17 protein-coding genes and 1 other annotated feature are annotated in these 16,156 nt (G+C 45.9%); all 17 genes read right to left on the bottom strand.

Annotated features, from left to right (window positions below; translation table 11 throughout):
• Window positions 1-39: 39 nt before the first annotated feature.
• Window positions 40-2,634 carry an ATP-dependent chaperone ClpB gene (clpB, locus tag G633_RS0116470; protein WP_022768677.1) on the bottom strand — a complete coding sequence of 865 codons (2,595 nt, stop codon included), beginning with the start codon at window positions 2,632-2,634 and terminating at the stop codon, window positions 40-42.
• 182 nt (window positions 2,635-2,816) lie between these two features.
• Window positions 2,817-4,097 (bottom strand): nickel-dependent lactate racemase, encoded by a 1,281-nt coding sequence (gene larA / locus G633_RS0116475; RefSeq protein WP_022768678.1) that lies wholly within the window; start codon window positions 4,095-4,097, stop codon window positions 2,817-2,819.
• Window positions 4,098-4,110: 13 nt separating this feature from the next.
• Window positions 4,111-4,881 carry an energy-coupling factor transporter transmembrane component T family protein gene (locus G633_RS0116480; protein ID WP_022768680.1) on the bottom strand — a complete coding sequence of 257 codons (771 nt, stop codon included), beginning with the start codon at window positions 4,879-4,881 and terminating at the stop codon, window positions 4,111-4,113.
• Window positions 4,878-5,696: an energy-coupling factor ABC transporter ATP-binding protein gene (locus G633_RS0116485; protein WP_026512493.1), complete on the bottom strand. Its 819-nt coding sequence runs from the start codon at window positions 5,694-5,696 to the stop codon at window positions 4,878-4,880. The genes G633_RS0116480 and G633_RS0116485 overlap by 4 nt, the downstream gene beginning before the upstream one ends.
• A complete protein-coding gene (locus G633_RS0116490) occupies window positions 5,693-6,532 on the bottom strand; it encodes an energy-coupling factor ABC transporter ATP-binding protein (protein WP_026512494.1) in 840 nt (279 codons plus the stop codon). The genes G633_RS0116485 and G633_RS0116490 overlap by 4 nt, the downstream gene beginning before the upstream one ends.
• Window positions 6,529-7,089 carry a hypothetical protein gene (locus G633_RS0116495; RefSeq protein WP_022768681.1) on the bottom strand — a complete coding sequence of 187 codons (561 nt, stop codon included), beginning with the start codon at window positions 7,087-7,089 and terminating at the stop codon, window positions 6,529-6,531. Before G633_RS0116495 ends, G633_RS0116490 begins: the two co-directional genes overlap by 4 nt.
• Before the next feature lie 99 nt (window positions 7,090-7,188).
• Window positions 7,189-7,430: a binding site (T-box leader), on the bottom strand.
• Between the two features lie 32 nt (window positions 7,431-7,462).
• Window positions 7,463-8,272 carry a hypothetical protein gene (locus G633_RS0116500; protein ID WP_022768682.1) on the bottom strand — a complete coding sequence of 270 codons (810 nt, stop codon included), beginning with the start codon at window positions 8,270-8,272 and terminating at the stop codon, window positions 7,463-7,465.
• Window positions 8,273-8,275: 3 nt separating this feature from the next.
• Window positions 8,276-8,818, bottom strand: a complete 543-nt coding sequence (locus tag G633_RS0116505) for a helix-turn-helix domain-containing protein (RefSeq protein WP_026512495.1) — start codon at window positions 8,816-8,818, stop codon at window positions 8,276-8,278.
• Between the two features lie 114 nt (window positions 8,819-8,932).
• Window positions 8,933-9,556: an HdeD family acid-resistance protein gene (locus G633_RS19600; protein WP_022768683.1), complete on the bottom strand. Its 624-nt coding sequence runs from the start codon at window positions 9,554-9,556 to the stop codon at window positions 8,933-8,935.
• Window positions 9,553-10,173, bottom strand: coding sequence for a ribosome biogenesis GTP-binding protein YihA/YsxC (yihA, locus tag G633_RS0116515; RefSeq protein WP_022768684.1), 621 nt, complete (start codon window positions 10,171-10,173; stop codon window positions 9,553-9,555). Before yihA ends, G633_RS19600 begins: the two co-directional genes overlap by 4 nt.
• Window positions 10,174-10,229: 56 nt before the next feature.
• Window positions 10,230-10,745 (bottom strand): hypothetical protein, encoded by a 516-nt coding sequence (locus G633_RS0116520; protein WP_022768685.1) that lies wholly within the window; start codon window positions 10,743-10,745, stop codon window positions 10,230-10,232.
• A 35-nt stretch (window positions 10,746-10,780) separates the two neighbouring features.
• On the bottom strand, window positions 10,781-11,968 hold the full coding sequence (locus G633_RS0116525; protein ID WP_196804287.1) for a hypothetical protein: 1,188 nt from the start codon (window positions 11,966-11,968) through the stop codon (window positions 10,781-10,783).
• Between the two features lie 373 nt (window positions 11,969-12,341).
• Window positions 12,342-13,613 carry an ATP-dependent Clp protease ATP-binding subunit ClpX gene (clpX, locus tag G633_RS0116530; protein ID WP_442852342.1) on the bottom strand — a complete coding sequence of 424 codons (1,272 nt, stop codon included), beginning with the start codon at window positions 13,611-13,613 and terminating at the stop codon, window positions 12,342-12,344.
• Window positions 13,614-13,623: 10 nt separating this feature from the next.
• On the bottom strand, window positions 13,624-14,229 hold the full coding sequence (gene clpP, locus G633_RS0116535; RefSeq protein ID WP_022768689.1) for an ATP-dependent Clp endopeptidase proteolytic subunit ClpP: 606 nt from the start codon (window positions 14,227-14,229) through the stop codon (window positions 13,624-13,626).
• Between the two features lie 161 nt (window positions 14,230-14,390).
• Complete coding sequence (locus tag G633_RS0116540) at window positions 14,391-14,681, bottom strand: hypothetical protein (protein WP_022768690.1); 291 nt, start codon at window positions 14,679-14,681, stop codon at window positions 14,391-14,393.
• Between the two features lie 93 nt (window positions 14,682-14,774).
• On the bottom strand, window positions 14,775-15,197 hold the full coding sequence (locus G633_RS0116545; RefSeq protein WP_196804288.1) for a DUF2752 domain-containing protein: 423 nt from the start codon (window positions 15,195-15,197) through the stop codon (window positions 14,775-14,777).
• Window positions 15,198-15,270: 73 nt separating this feature from the next.
• Window positions 15,271-16,074, bottom strand: coding sequence for an alpha/beta fold hydrolase (locus G633_RS0116550; protein WP_035771695.1), 804 nt, complete (start codon window positions 16,072-16,074; stop codon window positions 15,271-15,273).
• Window positions 16,075-16,156 lie beyond the last annotated feature (82 nt).

Raw genomic sequence — 16,156 nt, forward strand, 5'->3', positions numbered from 1 at the left:
GTGTCTCAAAATGAGTCAAAGTGAAACGTCCCCGGTGACTCATCCCTTCACTGCGCTTGCGACAAGTTCTCCACCTTGTACGTCAAACTCAATTATATCATGAGGAGCTACCCTGTCTTCAAGGATCAGCTTTGCTGAAAGCGTCTCAACATATTTCTGCACGAATCTCTTAAGAGGTCTTGCGCCGTAGATCGGGTCGTAAGCGTTGTCGATGACAAACTGCCTTGCAGCAGGAGTCAGGCGAACGCTGATTTCTCTGTCGGCAAGTCTCTTGTTAAGGTCATCAACGATGAGGCCTACTATGTTTCCGATGTTGTCCTTGGTCAGAGGCTTGAACATGATTATCTCATCAAGTCTGTTGAGGAACTCAGGCCTGAAGTGTCCGCGCAGATCATCCATAGTCATATTCTCAGCATCCTCGCTGATGGTTCCGTCATCCCTGATTCCATCAAGCAGGTACTGGGCGCCAATGTTTGAAGTCATGATAAGGATAGTGTTCTTGAAGTCCACAGTCCTGCCCTGAGAATCCGTAACACGTCCGTCATCCAGGATCTGAAGAAGCACGTTAAAGACATCCGGGTGAGCCTTCTCGATCTCATCGAAAAGAACTACCGCATAAGGCTTACGTCTTACAGCTTCTGTCAGCTGGCCACCTTCCTCATATCCAACATATCCGGGAGGTGCTCCGATAAGTCTGGACACGGAAAACTTCTCCATGTACTCACTCATATCAATTCTGACCATGTTGTTCTCATCATCAAAGAGCGCCTGTGCCAGCGACTTGGCAAGCTCTGTCTTACCAACACCTGTAGGTCCGAGGAACAGGAATGAACCGATTGGCTTACTAGGATCCTTGATGCCTGCCTTGGATCTCATGATTGCCTCAGAAACCTTGGTTACAGCATCGTCCTGACCGATGACACGATGATGAAGTTCATCTGCCAGATGCAGAGTCTTGTTCCTCTCACTCTCAGTCAATTTATTTACAGGAATTCCGGTCCATCTGCTGATGATACCTGCAATCTCCTCATCGGAAACTCTCTCATGCACAAGCGAAGTCTCATTCTCGCCGGCCTTAGCCGCCTCCTCAGCCTCCTCCAGCTGCTTCTTAAGAGCAGGGAGCTTTGCATACTGAAGCTCTCCGGCCTTCTCGTAATCACCGTCTCTCTGGGCAATCGCAATCTCAGAATTTATGGTATCTATCTGCTCACGCATTGCAGCAAGCTTATCAACCGCCTGCTTCTCATTGTCCCACTGAGCCTTCCTGGTATCGAACTCCTCACGCAGCTCCGAAAGCTCTTTCTGCAAATTCTTAAGACGCTCAATGCTTAAGGAGTCATCCTCTTTCTTAAGAGCCGCCTCCTCGATCTGCATCTGCATGATCTTACGATTCATCTCATCGAGCTCCGCCGGCATTGAATCCATCTCGGTCTTGATCAGCGCGCAAGCCTCATCCACCAGGTCTATAGCCTTATCCGGAAGGAACCTGTCCGAAATATATCTATTCGAAAGAACCGCAGCACTCACCAGCGCAGAGTCCATGATCTTTACTCCGTGAAAGACCTCGTACCTCTCCTTAAGGCCCCTCAAGATACTTATGGTATCCTCAACGGTAGGCTCGTCCACCATAACCGGCTGGAAACGTCTCTCAAGGGCAGCATCCTTCTCGATGTACTGCCTGTATTCGTTCAGCGTCGTTGCGCCGATACAGTGAAGCTCGCCCCTTGCCAGCATAGGCTTAAGCATGTTGCCCGCATCCATTGCGCCGTCGGTCTTACCTGCGCCAACGATCAAATGCAGCTCATCTATGAAAAGAATGATCTCACCATCCGACTGTTTTACATCCTCAAGGACGGCCTTGAGCCTCTCCTCAAACTCGCCCCTGTACTTGGCTCCGGCCACCAGAGCGCCCATATCAAGGGAAAAGATCTTTTTGTCCTTGAGCGCTGTCGGAACATCGCCACTGGCTATTCTCTGAGCAAGTGCTTCTACAACCGCAGTCTTACCAACACCTGGCTCACCGATGAGTACAGGATTGTTCTTAGTCTTCCTCGACAAAATCCTGATGACATTACGGATCTCAGTATCTCTGCCAATTACAGGATCGAGCTTCTGACGTCTGGCCTTCTCAACCAGTTCTGTTCCGTACTTATTCAGAGTATCGTAAGTCGCCTCCGGATTATCCGTTGTCACATTTCTGTTGCCACGAACCTCAGACAGCACCTGAAGGAATCTGTTCCTGTCAATTCCGAACTGCGCCAAAAGCTCTTTTACCGCCTTGTTAGGCTTCTTGATCACAGCCATGAACAAATGCTCAACGGAAACATAGGAATCTCCAAGTGCTTTGGCCTCATCCTCAGCGGACAGCAGCGCCTTATTAAGGTCAGCGCCGATATACGGCTGGCCTCCGGATACCTTGGTTCTCTTGCCGATAGCCTCTTCTATCCTCATGATAAAAGACCTTGTGTCGACCCCCATACGCTCTACAAGCTTGGCAATTAAGCTATCCTCAATTGTCATGAGAGAATATAGAAGGTGTTCCTGTTCAATTTCCTGATTGCCGTACTCAACCGCAACCTTCTCACAGTTCTGCACGGCTTCAATTGATTTCTGGGTAAACTTCTGTATATTCATAAACACTCCTCTCCGCAGGCAAAATGGATTTCCTGCTCTGTGTTTGTTGTTCTATTCTTTGTATAACACAAATTAGCACTCTCGTCAAGAGAGTGCTAATTATTATTTCTTCTTATCGTTAAAAATGTATGCCCTAGGGTAGCATTTTCTATTACTGAAGGCATAAAATCACATTTTCAACATCAATCCTTCCCTTTAACCATCGGCACAACTGATCCGCCGTAGGGAATCACATAAACCTTCTTATCCGTGAAATCAACGCCGGACACAAACTCCGCAGCATCAGTAAACGCCTCCATACCCATAGGCCCTGTCGTATCGCCGTCAATAGTGGTGAGAATCCTGCACTCTCCCTTCCTCAGGTTCTCGACAGTCAGGTAAAAGATAAATCCGCCGATGGTGAAGTCTGCGCGAAGAGCCTCATCGAGTCTGCCTTCCTTAAGAGGCGCAAGCCACGCTGTGTAGTCGGGAGCTCCGCATCCTTCAGGGCACTTACAGAGCCAGAGCATCTGTCCGCCTTCCTTCATGGCTCTCATGCCGTTGAGCATGCCCTTGCAGCCCTGATACAGGTTCATGTCCTTGGGCGCTCCGCCGCTGCTGACGATGACAATGTCAGCTTCCTCGTCGATCCACTTCTCGTAACACTTCTTTTGGAAAAGACAGCTCTCCTTCCACGCTTCGTATAGGTCTCCGCCAAAGAGTCCGCTGTACCTGCCACTTGTAGCAACCACGATATTGATGCCGTAAGTCACTTCAACCAGAGCCGCAGCCTCGTTCATGTCCTCGTTGATAGGATTATTATCCAAAAGAGCGCATCCAACCCTGGGGTCTGAATGAGCAAGCTTGGGATCCAGCGCCCTCTGATGGTTCTGACGTATAGTCTGCCTTGAAGCAACTCCCGGCAGGATGTTCTTTCTTCCGCCGCCAAAGCCTGCCATCATGTGATGAACAGTTCCTCCGACCACGATGACTTTTCTGCCAACAACCAAAGGATTGACGCGCACATCTGTGCCTCTTGAAGTCTGTCCGACAAGTACACATTCACCATCGCAGTCATGATCCACAACCGTAACATTCTGATACATGTAGGAGCCTGCGATTATCTCTTTTTCCTGTTCAGAAGATTTCCTGTGAGTACCAAGTGCGATTAACACGCAGATGTTTTCAAAAGGAACAGCACAAGTATCATGAAGATAATGCCCCAGGAGAGTCACTATATCTCCCTGGTGCATCCAGCTCCTGGTGATATCTGATACCACTATCGTAATCTCATCACCTGCCGAAATCTTCTCGCGAAGCGGTGCAGAAGCAATTGCCCCCTCCTCGACGCATAGCCTGAAAGCCTCTGAAACATCCTCTATCTCAGGCATCGGATCCGGGTTTAAAAACTCAATGGACTTCGCGCCCTTGATCTCAATATCCACCACTTCAGTTCCGTATTTCAAACTAACAGATTTATCCATAACTTTCTCTCACTCACAAAACAGTTTTAAAAACAACAACAGCCACTATAAGCGCAACCAGCACCAGAACAGTGACCACATCCCTTACAGCAAAAGGATACTCCTTGTAACCGCTCTTATAGCCCCTAAGTTCAAACCCTCTCATCTCCGCAGACATAGCAGATACATCTACCTTCTTAAGACTTGATACCAAAAGAGGCACGCACAGCGGCGCAATAAGCCCCAGCTTCCTGAAGATGTTTTTTGTATCAAAATCCACGCCTCTGGCCTTCTGCGCATCCTGAATGTCGTGGAACTCAGTTGCAAATATCGGCACAAACCTGAACGCAGTGGTAACAATAAACGCATATCTGTAGGGCAGATGAAGCCTTTTTACCAGCGCATTGCAAAGATCATTCATACGGGTGATCGCGAACAACAGCATCAGAGGAAGCATCGCTGCGATAACTCTAAGTGACAAGAGCAGTGCACTCTTAAGGCCGCCGGTCGTAAACAGCACCACGCCTCCGATAACCAGAAGGGGACTTCCGTCTCTTACGAAAAAGAGCTGTATCACGAACATAATAAGTCCCAGGATCATCAGGTTTCTCGTAAGGAAAAGAGCTCTCTTAAAAAGCCCGGCTGTTGCAGAAATCAAGATCATCGCCACGATAAACAAAACTTCCGCAAAAACATTCTCACACAGTATTGCTGCGATTCCATACATAAAAGCCGCAGCCAGTTTGGTCACAGGATTTAACTTATGAAGAAAGCTATCTCCCGGCACATAGTTCAAAAGATTCATAACGCGCCTCCCTTCTGAGCTTTCCCTCGAAGGGCGTCAAGCATCTCTTCAATAGTAAACACATCCTTAAACTCATCCCCAAAGCGAAGCGCCAGCTCAGGTATCTGCGCTGGGAGCACTCTGGCCTTTTTAAGGACGTCGACATTTTTCATCATCTCTTTTGTAGGACCCTGTCCCAGGATCTCGCCATGGTTGAGTACGATGACACTCTTTGCATAGGACTGGACCAGCTCCATATCATGACTGACCATTAGGACCGTTACGCCCTTTTCCACATTGAGCCTTGTGACATAATCCATGATGCGGATACACTCAAGGTAATCAAGTCCTGTCGTGGGCTCATCGAGAATAAGCAGCTCGGGCTCGCAGGCAATCACTCCGGCAAGTGCAATCCTCTGTCTCTCTCCGCGGCTTCTTGAAAAGGGGAACCACTCAGGGTCAAGTTTAAAGGTCTCAAGGACCTGCTCTGTGCGATCTTTGATCCTATCCTCAGACCACCCTTGCGCCTTCATGGAAAAAGCTATCTCATCCCTTACAGTGTTTTCGCAGATCTGTCTGTCGGGATTCTGGAAAAGAAATCCACAGTCCCTTGCAAGTGTACTCGAAGGGGTCTGTAAAGTGTCTTTTCCATTAAGGTAAACATGACCTTTGGTTGGATGCAAAAGGCCGTTGGTAAGGCGGCTTATGGTGCTCTTACCTGCACCGTTGGCACCGATCAGCGCCACAAAACCTCCCTTTTCGATGCGGAAGTTTAAGTCTTTTAAAATAGGTCTTTTCTCGGAGTATCCGAAACTAACATCTTCAAAACGTATCATTCAAGGATCCTCCTGACCATCTTCTCTGCATCATCCACAGTAAGCGTAACCTCACCGTCATATATCTTTTCCCTGATGAGCTCTGCTGAAAGCTCGGTTACTCTTGGCACGTTTATGCCAAGGTCCTTGAAGGTGTTGATGGATGCTGCCATATCTCTCGGGGTTCCGTAAAAGGCAACCTTGCCTTTATCAAGAACCATCATATGTTTAACATACTCGCAAAGGAGCATGATCTTTTGCTCGACAATAATTACAGTGATGCCCTTCTCTCTGTTAAGGGCAGTAAGTATCTTAAAGATCTCTCTGCTGCTCTCGGGGTCCAGCTCACCTGTGGGCTCATCCAGAACTATCACTTCAGGTTCAAGCGCAAGCATTGATGCTATTGCCACCTTCTGCTTCTGACCTCCTGAGAGGCTTGAAATCTCACGGTCACGAAGGTCTTCTATTCCAAGCTCGTGCAAGACTCTGTCTACGCGCGCCCCAATCTCTTCGTGTGGAACGCCGAAGTTCTCAAGTCCGAAAAGTATCTCATCTTCCACAACCGAAGCCACCATCTGCGAATCGATATCCTGGAAGACCTCTCCGACCTTCCTTGCAAATTCCTCGGCCGGATGTTCAGCAGTATCAACACCGTCAATGGTCACTGCTCCGTAAAAATCTCCCTTTATCTTCTGGGGAATTATTCCGTTTAATGCGAAGGTAAACGTAGTTTTACCGGCACCTGAAGTGCCGGTAATTCCTACGAAATCTCCGTCTGCGATCTCGATATTTATGTCATCGAGTGCTGCTGTTTTACTGTTCTTATAGACAAAACCTAAATTCTTAACTGAAATCATTCTTCTTCCTTATTTCCCATAACTTTATTAACCGGAATACTGAGTACTGTAACAATGACCATGTTGAGAAGTGCTGTCACAATAGTTACAATAGCCATGCTTACAAACTGTGCTCCGGGCATCGGCTTAGCATAGGTAAGTGCTGCGAGTCCGACAAATGCGAATCCTGAGATAAGTGTTGCCAGGAATGTGCAGACAACGGGCTTAACATACTTGGGAAGTGCAAGCCTTATAAGCAGGCACATAGCGATTGCTCCAAGTGTCTCAGAGCCAAGTCCAAGCCATGGCATTGATGTTCCGATCTGTGAGATTGCGCCTGATATAAGACCGATAGCTGCTGCCTCTTTGAGGTTAGGCTTGATGATGAAAATAGCCAGGCAGTATGTTGCGATCAGGAAGTTAGGGTGCATGTTACCAAGTGCAATAACTCCCGCAAACATACGAAGAACGATGCCTACTGCCATCATAACTCCAACCAGGATGAGGTTTCTTGTGTTAGCAAGTCCCTTCTTTTCCTCAACCAATACTTCTCTTTTTGCTGTGCTCTGTACGTCCATTTTTAATCCTCCTTGCCGTCTGTGCGGCTATCAAAATGTGTTGGTACAGGGAACGCGTTTTTTTTGTAATAAAAAAGCCTGTCCCTGTATGAAGTTTCATACAAGGACAGGACTGTTATCCTGCGGTGCCACCTTGCTTATCGGATGATCCGATCTCTCATGAGAAAGCCAACACTTCCTCTACTCTGTAACGGGAGTTCCCGTCGAATACTACTAAGGCTATCGCCCTTTCGCTTCGCCCTCAAAAGTCCATTCCTTCATCCATCCACTGCATCCTCTCACCACTGGATACTCTCTGTGAGCTTCAAAAATGAAGTACTCTTCTTTCTCATTGGTTTAGCAAATTGTAGCACTAAAGTGATTGAGCGTCAACCTATTTCGAAAAGAGATATCCATACTTTCTTCTTGTCTGAAGTATTATCTCTTTAACGCGCTCTTTTTCCTGCGTACTGTAATCCGATAAGCCTTTAATGGCCGAATCAACATCTTTTTCCGAGTAGGTAAAAGAGATATTGTTTCCGTACAGTTTCTCTGAAATCTCGAGCTGTTCTTCAAAGGTTTCGCCAAAAGTCTTGGGCCTTACCTGCCAAATCTGTTCATAGACATCCCGGCCCAACGGATAATCCATTTTGGTATCCGAAAGCAGAGCTCCTCCGTTATCAAATATCGGACATAAACGGAACTCTTTTCTATCATTCATAAGAACCGCCATATTGTGAGTGTGCCTGTCCTCATTAAGGAAGAGCGCATCCAAAGTAAGAAGCCTGTTCATGTAAGGGCCGAAATCACTAATGCCGGTAATCCTCTCTGTCTGACCAACGATAAGTCTCAGTCTTTCAGTATGATCAGCAGTGCTATAGATCATCTTATTAAGAGACGTTCCATATGTCTGTAAAAAGAGCCTCTCCAGGGTGATGAGTTTCCATCCGTCGGTAAAGTCCGGGCTTTTACATCCCCTGTATATGTTGTCATTGTATTCTATGGATTCCTGCTCGTAGTCGGTAAACTCTTTTTCATCAAGAGAAGACTTATGCAAAAGAGCTGATACAACACACTCAGCCAGTCCCTCATAGCCCAGGTTATCAGCCTTGTACCAGAATCCGTCTCTTTCGAATTTCAGCTGGTTTCCCTTAGATGACTTCCGATCTGTAGTTTTAATATCCTCATCAAACAGCTTCACCATATATCATCTCTCTATTCTTATCCAGAAATCATCGTCCGCCATGCGACCCTCAGTCTTTTCTATAATCATGATGGGGTCATAGAACGGTATGTCCAGTTTCTTGAGTTCAAGTTTTAGCTTGTCCCTGGTTTCAGGAAAACATCTTGATCTGACAAATTCCTCATATTCCTCATAAGTGGGTTCAGTGTTCACACCCATAGCCCGATACAGCGGATTGGAAATGAAATTGTGAACTTCAACCTTCCGTTCCATCTCATCCACATCAATTATCGAACAGACAAAGCTGTGATACATGTACCATAGTCTCAATTTATATTTTTTCTCAGGCACCAGTATCTTCTGCGGAAGATCATGGTTTTTGATGAGCATGTCCGCAATCAGAGTGATAGGTCCCGTTATCTCATCATCTGAATACTCCCAGCGCTCTACCGTACGCTTGGACACACCGACAAACTCAGCAAACTCTTTCTGGGTCATGCCCGTGATCTCCCTTAGCAGTTTGATCTCATCTGAAGTTATCTTGGCAGGAGTTATATATTTTTTCATAGGATGTGATCCTCCTATAAAAATTAAATCACATTTTTGTCGGCAAATCAATGCGATTCAACCGACAAAAATGTGATTTATCTTTCAATTTTCTTTATTTTTATTTATTTCGTTTCATCTCTCAGCGCTGTCTTTGTCTACATCCACAATCTCTGCGTCCACATCGATTGCTTCAGCCTCCTGCTTAGCTGCCTCGAAAGCCTTTCCATACTTGCCAAGCCTTGATGCAGTCCAGAGGTTTGATGCACCGTCATAGGCCAGGAATCCGCCGATAAGCCTTACGATCAGTTCGTTAGCCTGTGATGCCTTGAAGATAAGTCCTGCACCAAGCGCAACAGTTGCCAGCGCAAATATCAGCGACAGCCACCAAAGGCCATATTTATATCTCACAAGTGAGAATGTCTGTCCCAGATTTCTAATGCCGCTAAGAAGAATAAAAGCACCGAAGATCTTAGGAATAAAATCCGTGAAAGCAACAGGATTAAGGAAAATCCAAACGCCGACTGCTGCCACGATGATTCCGAAAGCAAAGGAACCGGAGTCCACAAAGCCTCTTTCCTTTTTAAAGAAATATGAAAGCACAAACAGTACTCCGACAACAAACAAAAGAGCTGCAAGAATTCTTGCCATAAGCGGAATAACTGCCGGTGCCCATGCTATGAGCACAACGCCGATTGCAATAATAACAAGTGACTGAACAACGTATTCCATCTTCACTTTTCTGAAAAAGTCCTTCACTCCTCTGTGCCTCCTTCATCAGTCTCTTTATCCTCAGCCAGAATGCTGTCCATGAGCTCATAAATCTCATCTCTTCCCGTCTTCTTAAGCGCAGAATACGGATAGATCCTAAGTTCCTCAGGAAGCCCCAGTCCCTGACGGAGCATATTCAGATGCTTCTCCATCTGGGAAGGCTTGATCTTGTCAGCCTTGGTTGCGATGATGACAGGCTGGAAGCCCTGATGCACGATCCATTTGTACATCTGCACGTCATTTGCAGAAGGGTCGTGCCTTATATCTATCAGCAAAAAGACCCTTCGAAGCTGCCTTGATGTATGGAGATAATTCTCGATCATCTTGCCCCACTGCTGTTTGGTCTTCTCGGAAACCCTGGCAAAACCGTACCCCGGAAGATCCACCAGATAGAACTCGCCGTTTATATTATAATAATTGATAGTCTGTGTCTTACCAGGCTCCTGCGATGTCCTCGCGTAGTTCTTGCGGTTCATGAGACCGTTTATCAGAGAACTCTTACCCACATTGGACTTGCCGGCAAAAGCAAACTCCGGAAGCGCATTGTCCGGAAGTGTACTGGTTATACCACAGACTGTTTCAAGATTTACATTCTTAATTACCATATGTTCATTCTTCCTCTCTTGGCCTACTAACAGTATACCCTATAGCGTTGATATTTTCACTCCTTAAACAGGTATGGTACGCCCTTCCACATTATCTCAGGCATTTCGTCGATAACTTGAAAATAGAGATATATCTCCTGATCATCTCCCCAAATCCCGGATTCGGGCTTTCTGGTCAACACCGTAACATGGTAGATACCATCATCCAGCACAATCGTCTGTTCTTCGGGAACTTCATCACTCCATTCAGTCAGCCACAGCAGATCAATGACGTAAACCTTCCCGCCCTTTACATCCAAAGCCAGTCTTATAGCCACAGGATATTCACTTATGATCTGCTCAGAGGGATAGCCTTCTCTGACCTTGATCCTGTATTCCCCGGAACTGCCGGTATTAAAGCCTATGATATCTCCCTTGGCAATGTGCTCAGCCACCTTATCTGGACTGCTGAATTCTTTTTGAAAAAAGTTCTCGCCCTCATTACACTTTATCGCCCCGACTGAATATATCACTATTCCTGCGCCGTCAGTTAAAAGGTTAAATTCTCCATCCATTCTCATAACGTCAATCATCCTGTTCCCCCCATAAATACAACAGTTGAAATCTATCACGAAGTTGCCAGCATGATCCTGCTCTCCCGAAGCGCCTTGGATTGCTCGTAGTCATACTCAATTGTATTGATATTGGCCCCGGGATATAGCTGGCGCAGCTTCTTAAGGACTCCGCGCTCTGCCACATGACTGACAAGGCAGCCAAAAGGGTGAACGATTAGTATCTTGTCGTACCCCTGCTCTATCATATCCATGGCCTCCGCCATCACAAGCCAACCATCTCCGATGTTGTAGTACTCGCTGAGTATCGGTGTCGCCTTCTTTCTCATATCTTCAAACAGGCCATCCGCGAGAAACCCGTTTTGCAAAAGAGCTTTTCTCACCTGCGTCTGTGCCCCAATCAGATAATTCATCGCAAAGGCATATGCCTTGAGCATGGCCTTTGACGCACCCTTAAGTTCTGCCGACTTCATTTCAGTATAGACCACATAGGTGCAATAGTTAAGGAACCCTTCCATCCTTGATTCCATATTATTCTCATATAGAAAATCCTCCAGGTGCCTGTTTCCTATGGGAGAACACTTGATGTAAATCTCTCCGCAGATGCCCACCCTTTTAAGGGTCTTTTCCTCCCGGGAGAACCTTGGAATCTCAAGGAAATCATCTATTATCTCCTGATATTTCTTTTCCCTGAAAAAGAGATTACGGCGGGCGGAAACGTCTTCGGACAAAGCCTTAATCCACTTGTCATAGACTCTCTTTGCGGCTCCCTTCTCCTTCTCATAGGGTCTTATCTGCTGGAAAAGAGCCATAAGAAGATCTGCATAGCACACCCCTGCAACAGCGCCAAAGAGCATCATCGGCGTTATCTTAAATCCCGGGTGGGACTCCGCGCCTGAAAAATTCAGAGAGAGAACCGGAATCCTATAGCCGCTCTTTTTCACACACTGGATGATCAGGTCATAGTAGTTTCCCGCTCTGCATGCGCCTCCGGCCTGAGGTTCCAGAATCGCGACTTTGTTAATGTCTATATCAGGGTTCTTCAGATGCGCCATCAGGTTTCCTATTATATCCATAGCGCATGTGCAGTAACTCGGATTTATCAAAGAAAGCATCTCCGCAGGGAAATGCTCATATTCCGGGACAACATCCAGCTTGTATCCGCCAAGAGAAAAAGCTGCACTAAGAAGTTCATTGTGATAGTGCAGCATATCCGGCATGTATATGGTATGAGTCTTCTTCATACTCTTTGTAAACAGGGTGTTGTCTTTATTCATTTCCACTAGATGCACTCCAAGACCTTGCCCTCAATGTCTTGGATGAATTCTCCCTCCCTCGCTATACATCATTCATCATCGGACCAAGGCTCTCTAATATCTTATTTAGTCCGCCTTTTTTGTTGAAAAATGGCTTTTTCACATTCTTCAGAGACGCTATAATCGGACCAACTTTACGCTGATGAATCTCTCGTCCGATAAAATGGCTGTTTTTATTACATTCTTAGTAAAATTTCAGTCAAAGAATCGGACTAAGCAACAGCAATAATCATCACAGTCCGATAATAGTTAAAAGCCCCCGATCATCTTCCGGACAATCGGGGACCTGAAATCCATATAATTATTTCGCCTGTTTAAGCTTCTTGGGCTCCTTGCCTCTTACGATGAGAGGCTGGCTGGTTCCGTCAACGCAAGGCTCTGTGATGACGCACTCGCTGATGGTGTCATCTGATGGAATCTCATACATTACATCCATCATTGACTTCTCCATGATAGAGCGAAGTCCTCTGGCTCCGGTTTCTCTCTCGTAAGCCATGGCTGCGATCTTCTGTACTGCCTCATCCTCGAAGGTGAGCTTAACGTTATCGAAGTCAAAGAGCTTCTGGTACTGCTTAACAAGAGCATTCTTGGGCTCTGTAAGGATACGCACCAAAGCCTCTTTTGAAAGGCCCTCAAGAGTTACTGTGATAGGCACACGACCTACAAACTCAGGGATAAGTCCGAACTTAACAAGATCCTGAGGTGTTACCTCTTTGAGAACCTCTCCGATCTCTCTTTCTGACTTGTCTGCAATCTCAGCGTTAAAGCCGATGGAGTTGCGGTCAAGTCTTGCCTCGACGATCTTATCAAGACCATCGAAAGCTCCTCCGCAGATGAAGAGGATGTTGCTGGTGTCGATCTGGATAAGCTCCTGATGAGGATGCTTTCTTCCGCCCTGAGGTGGAACAGATGCAACAGTTCCCTCTACGATCTTAAGAAGTGCCTGCTGAACGCCCTCACCTGATACGTCACGTGTGATGGATACGTTCTCGCTCTTCTTGGTTATCTTGTCGATCTCATCGATATAAACAATACCGTACTGAGCTCTCTCAATGTCGTAGTCCGCGTTCTGGATAAGCTTTAAAAGAATGTTCTCAACGTCCTCACCTACGTAGCCGGCCTCTGTAAGAGTTGTGGCATCTGCGATGGCGAAGGGAACATTGATGATCTTAGCCAGAGTCTGTGCAAGATAGGTCTTACCTGAACCTGTGGGTCCGATCATGATGATGTTACTCTTCTGAAGTTCAACATCATTCTTGTCATCGCTCTTAGGTGCAAGAACTCTCTTGTAATGGTTGTAAACAGAGACAGCCAGAACCTTCTTGGCTTCCTCCTGACCGATTACATACTCATCAAGGAAGTTCCTGATCTCAACAGGCTTAAGAAGATTGATCTGCTGGTCCTTGGCCTGGGCAGGCTCATCCTCAAACTCTTCCTCAATGATGTCCGCACATATGTCTACGCACTCATCGCAGATATAAACACCTGCAGGTCCTGCGATAAGCTTTTTTACCTGATCCTGTGTCTTGTTACAAAAAGAGCACCTGATCTCTCCGGAATTCTTTGCCATAATTTCTCCTTAATTATTTCTTGTCATCCTTCTCTCTTGGACGATTCTCAACGATCTGATCAATGAGTCCGTAGTCGAGAGCTTCCTGAGCATCCATCCAGTTGTCACGCTCAGTATCCTTGCAGATCTCCTCGTAAGGCTTACCTGTGTTGGCTGCAAGCATTCTGTTTAATTTCTCTTTGGTCTTCAGGATATGCTTAGCTGCGATTTCAATCTCGGTAGCCTGTCCCTGTGTTCCGCCAAGTGGCTGATGGATCATGATCTCCGCATTGGGAAGAGCCATTCTCTTGCCCTTAGCTCCGCCTGAAAGAAGGAATGCTCCCATGCTGGCTGCCATACCGATGCAGATTGTGCTGACATCGCACTTGATGTAATTCATTGTGTCGTAGATAGCCATTCCGGATGTGATCTCTCCTCCGGGGCTGTTGATGTACATATGAATGTCCTTGTTGGGATCTTCTGCTTCAAGGAAAAGAAGCTGTGCTACAACAACGCTTGCAGATGTAGAATTAACTTCCTCCCCCAAAAATACGATTCTTTCTTTTAACAGCCTTGAATAGATATCGTAACTTCTCTCTCCACGGCTGGTCTGTTCAATGACATAAGGTATTAAACTCATATTATTACTATTCCTCCAGTCTGCTTAGATTACATTCTAAACCAATGTATATTATACCGCATTTTGTGAACCCTTTACAACTACCCCAAAAACGTAAAGGGCTCCATCCACCAAACAGGTGAACAGAGCCCCTAAAATTCGTTTTCTTTTACAGATCTTTATCAGCCGCCAAATACTGCAGCAAGTGAAGCGCCCAGAACTGATGAGAAAATAATGCTGAGTACTACACTAATAGCAACAAAGATAAGCATTGCCTTAGCCCAGTTTGACTTTGTCCTAGGTGTACTGCTTCCAAATGCCCAAATGCAAAGCATAATGATGTTTACGCAAGGAATCCATGTAAGCAGAATTGTGAGTGCCCAATCACCAACTGTTATAACAGGCTCTACCTCAGGCTGTCCGTATGTAGGCATCTGCTGTGGTGTCTGATTAAGGTTGTTCATATCATCCATTGTTTTTTCCTCCTCTAAAACAATCCTCTAAAAAATGTCCTTAGCTATTATATATACATAGTTGCATGATTGCAAATTTTTTAACGAAATATTTTAGTGAATTAAATCGTTAACTAACTGATTATAGAAAGGCACGATCCGTCCTAATACATTTCCCTCGAAGAACACCATAGGCTCTTTTCCGGGGAAAAGAGCTATCATCCGCCATATATAAATCCCAATGGTTATAAGGCATACAGCCATCAGAGGATATCGCAAAATCCTTGTGCTCTTTCCCTGCACGTGACGCCTTATAACGAAGGCTACTAAAAGTGCAACCCAAAACGGGTATGAAGGGTTATACTCAAGCGCCTTTATGGGGTGCAGTGTAATAAGGTTAAAAAGAGCTCTCGTAAGCCCGCATCCCGGGCACGGAAATCCACTCATTATCACCACCGGGCAGAACCTGTGAAATACAAGTTCAGCCAACGCCCACATGATAGCCAGAGCAATTATGGGCGCTCTGTTATCCCACAAATCTTTTATTATCCGCCTAAACACTGTCTTTACCATAGTAATTACAATATACAGCAGACAGGCGCACTTTTCATCAGTTTTTCATGAAGAAGTCGTAGATTCTCTTTCGGTAATCAGGTGCTGTATCAAAAGCCGCATGTCCATAGCCGTTGTACATATAAAGAGCACAATCGGTCCTGTTATCGAGCTTTTCTGCAATCTCCATGGACGCATCACTGTCGAGAACCTCATCATCAAACACTCCGATAACCAGTACCGGGCATTTGATCTTTTCAATCTCATTAGTCACATCAAAGTCCTTGATGGCTTCGGCCAGGATAGCAAACTTCTCGAGTTCGCCCTCTTTAACCGTTTCAGCCACATCATTGAAATAATCCTTGTACTGTTCATAAACTGCCGGAGGATAGACCTCTTTTCCAAAGTTCTGATACAGCTCTTTGGGATCCTTTTCCTTGGCAAGCTCTATCCAGTGATCGATAACTGTGCGCTGCTCGGGCTTAACATGAGATGATGTAGATCCAAGGACAAGCTTTTTTACAAGCTCAGGATATTTAATGGCTATGGCCATCGCGATCATTCCGCCCTGAGATGCGCCAAAGAGGTATACATCCTTAAGGCCCAGTTCCTTCATTGCGTTTGCTGTATCATCCGCCATGTCGTATATTGAATAGCCATCGGACACTTCGTACTTTCTGTCAAAAAGATATGTGGTAAAATCACTGCCCATCATGGCATAGCTCGCTTCCACAGCTTCTTTTGCCTTTATGACACTCTGAACACTAAGCCCAGGCAATATTACAAAAGTCCTGCTGCCAAATCCGAACTTGCAATAGCCCATTTCAAAATCATCTGTCCAAACCATTCCTGTTTCTGCCATTTTCTTTCCCTCCTAGGTTTTTAAACTCATATGTCCTTACTTCCTAGTCTTGATGGTATCAAAAGCTCTGTCACAATCGTAT

Origin of the sequence: Butyrivibrio sp. FCS006 (assembly GCF_000424525.1) — a bacterium.
Classification (GTDB): domain Bacteria; phylum Bacillota; class Clostridia; order Lachnospirales; family Lachnospiraceae; genus Butyrivibrio.

Bases quoted from the DNA above. Each gene is read 5' to 3' on its own strand.
- larA (WP_022768678.1), bottom strand. From the start codon at position 4,097: ATGGATAAATCTGTTAGTTTGAAATACGGAACTGAAGTGGTGGATATT.
- clpB (WP_022768677.1), bottom strand. From the start codon at position 2,634: ATGAATATACAGAAGTTTACCCAGAAATCAATTGAAGCCGTGCAGAAC.
- G633_RS0116525 (WP_196804287.1), bottom strand. From the start codon at position 11,968: ATGAAGAAGACTCATACCATATACATGCCGGATATGCTGCACTATCAC.
- G633_RS0116540 (WP_022768690.1), bottom strand. From the start codon at position 14,681: ATGGATGATATGAACAACCTTAATCAGACACCACAGCAGATGCCTACA.
- G633_RS0116485 (WP_026512493.1), bottom strand. From the start codon at position 5,696: ATGATACGTTTTGAAGATGTTAGTTTCGGATACTCCGAGAAAAGACCT.
- clpP (WP_022768689.1), bottom strand. From the start codon at position 14,229: ATGAGTTTAATACCTTATGTCATTGAACAGACCAGCCGTGGAGAGAGA.
- G633_RS0116500 (WP_022768682.1), bottom strand. From the start codon at position 8,272: ATGGTGAAGCTGTTTGATGAGGATATTAAAACTACAGATCGGAAGTCA.
- G633_RS0116550 (WP_035771695.1), bottom strand. From the start codon at position 16,074: ATGGCAGAAACAGGAATGGTTTGGACAGATGATTTTGAAATGGGCTAT.
- G633_RS0116495 (WP_022768681.1), bottom strand. From the start codon at position 7,089: ATGGACGTACAGAGCACAGCAAAAAGAGAAGTATTGGTTGAGGAAAAG.
- G633_RS0116490 (WP_026512494.1), bottom strand. From the start codon at position 6,532: ATGATTTCAGTTAAGAATTTAGGTTTTGTCTATAAGAACAGTAAAACA.
- G633_RS0116520 (WP_022768685.1), bottom strand. From the start codon at position 10,745: ATGATTGACGTTATGAGAATGGATGGAGAATTTAACCTTTTAACTGAC.
- G633_RS0116505 (WP_026512495.1), bottom strand. From the start codon at position 8,818: ATGAAAAAATATATAACTCCTGCCAAGATAACTTCAGATGAGATCAAA.
- G633_RS0116480 (WP_022768680.1), bottom strand. From the start codon at position 4,881: ATGAATCTTTTGAACTATGTGCCGGGAGATAGCTTTCTTCATAAGTTA.
- yihA (WP_022768684.1), bottom strand. From the start codon at position 10,173: ATGGTAATTAAGAATGTAAATCTTGAAACAGTCTGTGGTATAACCAGT.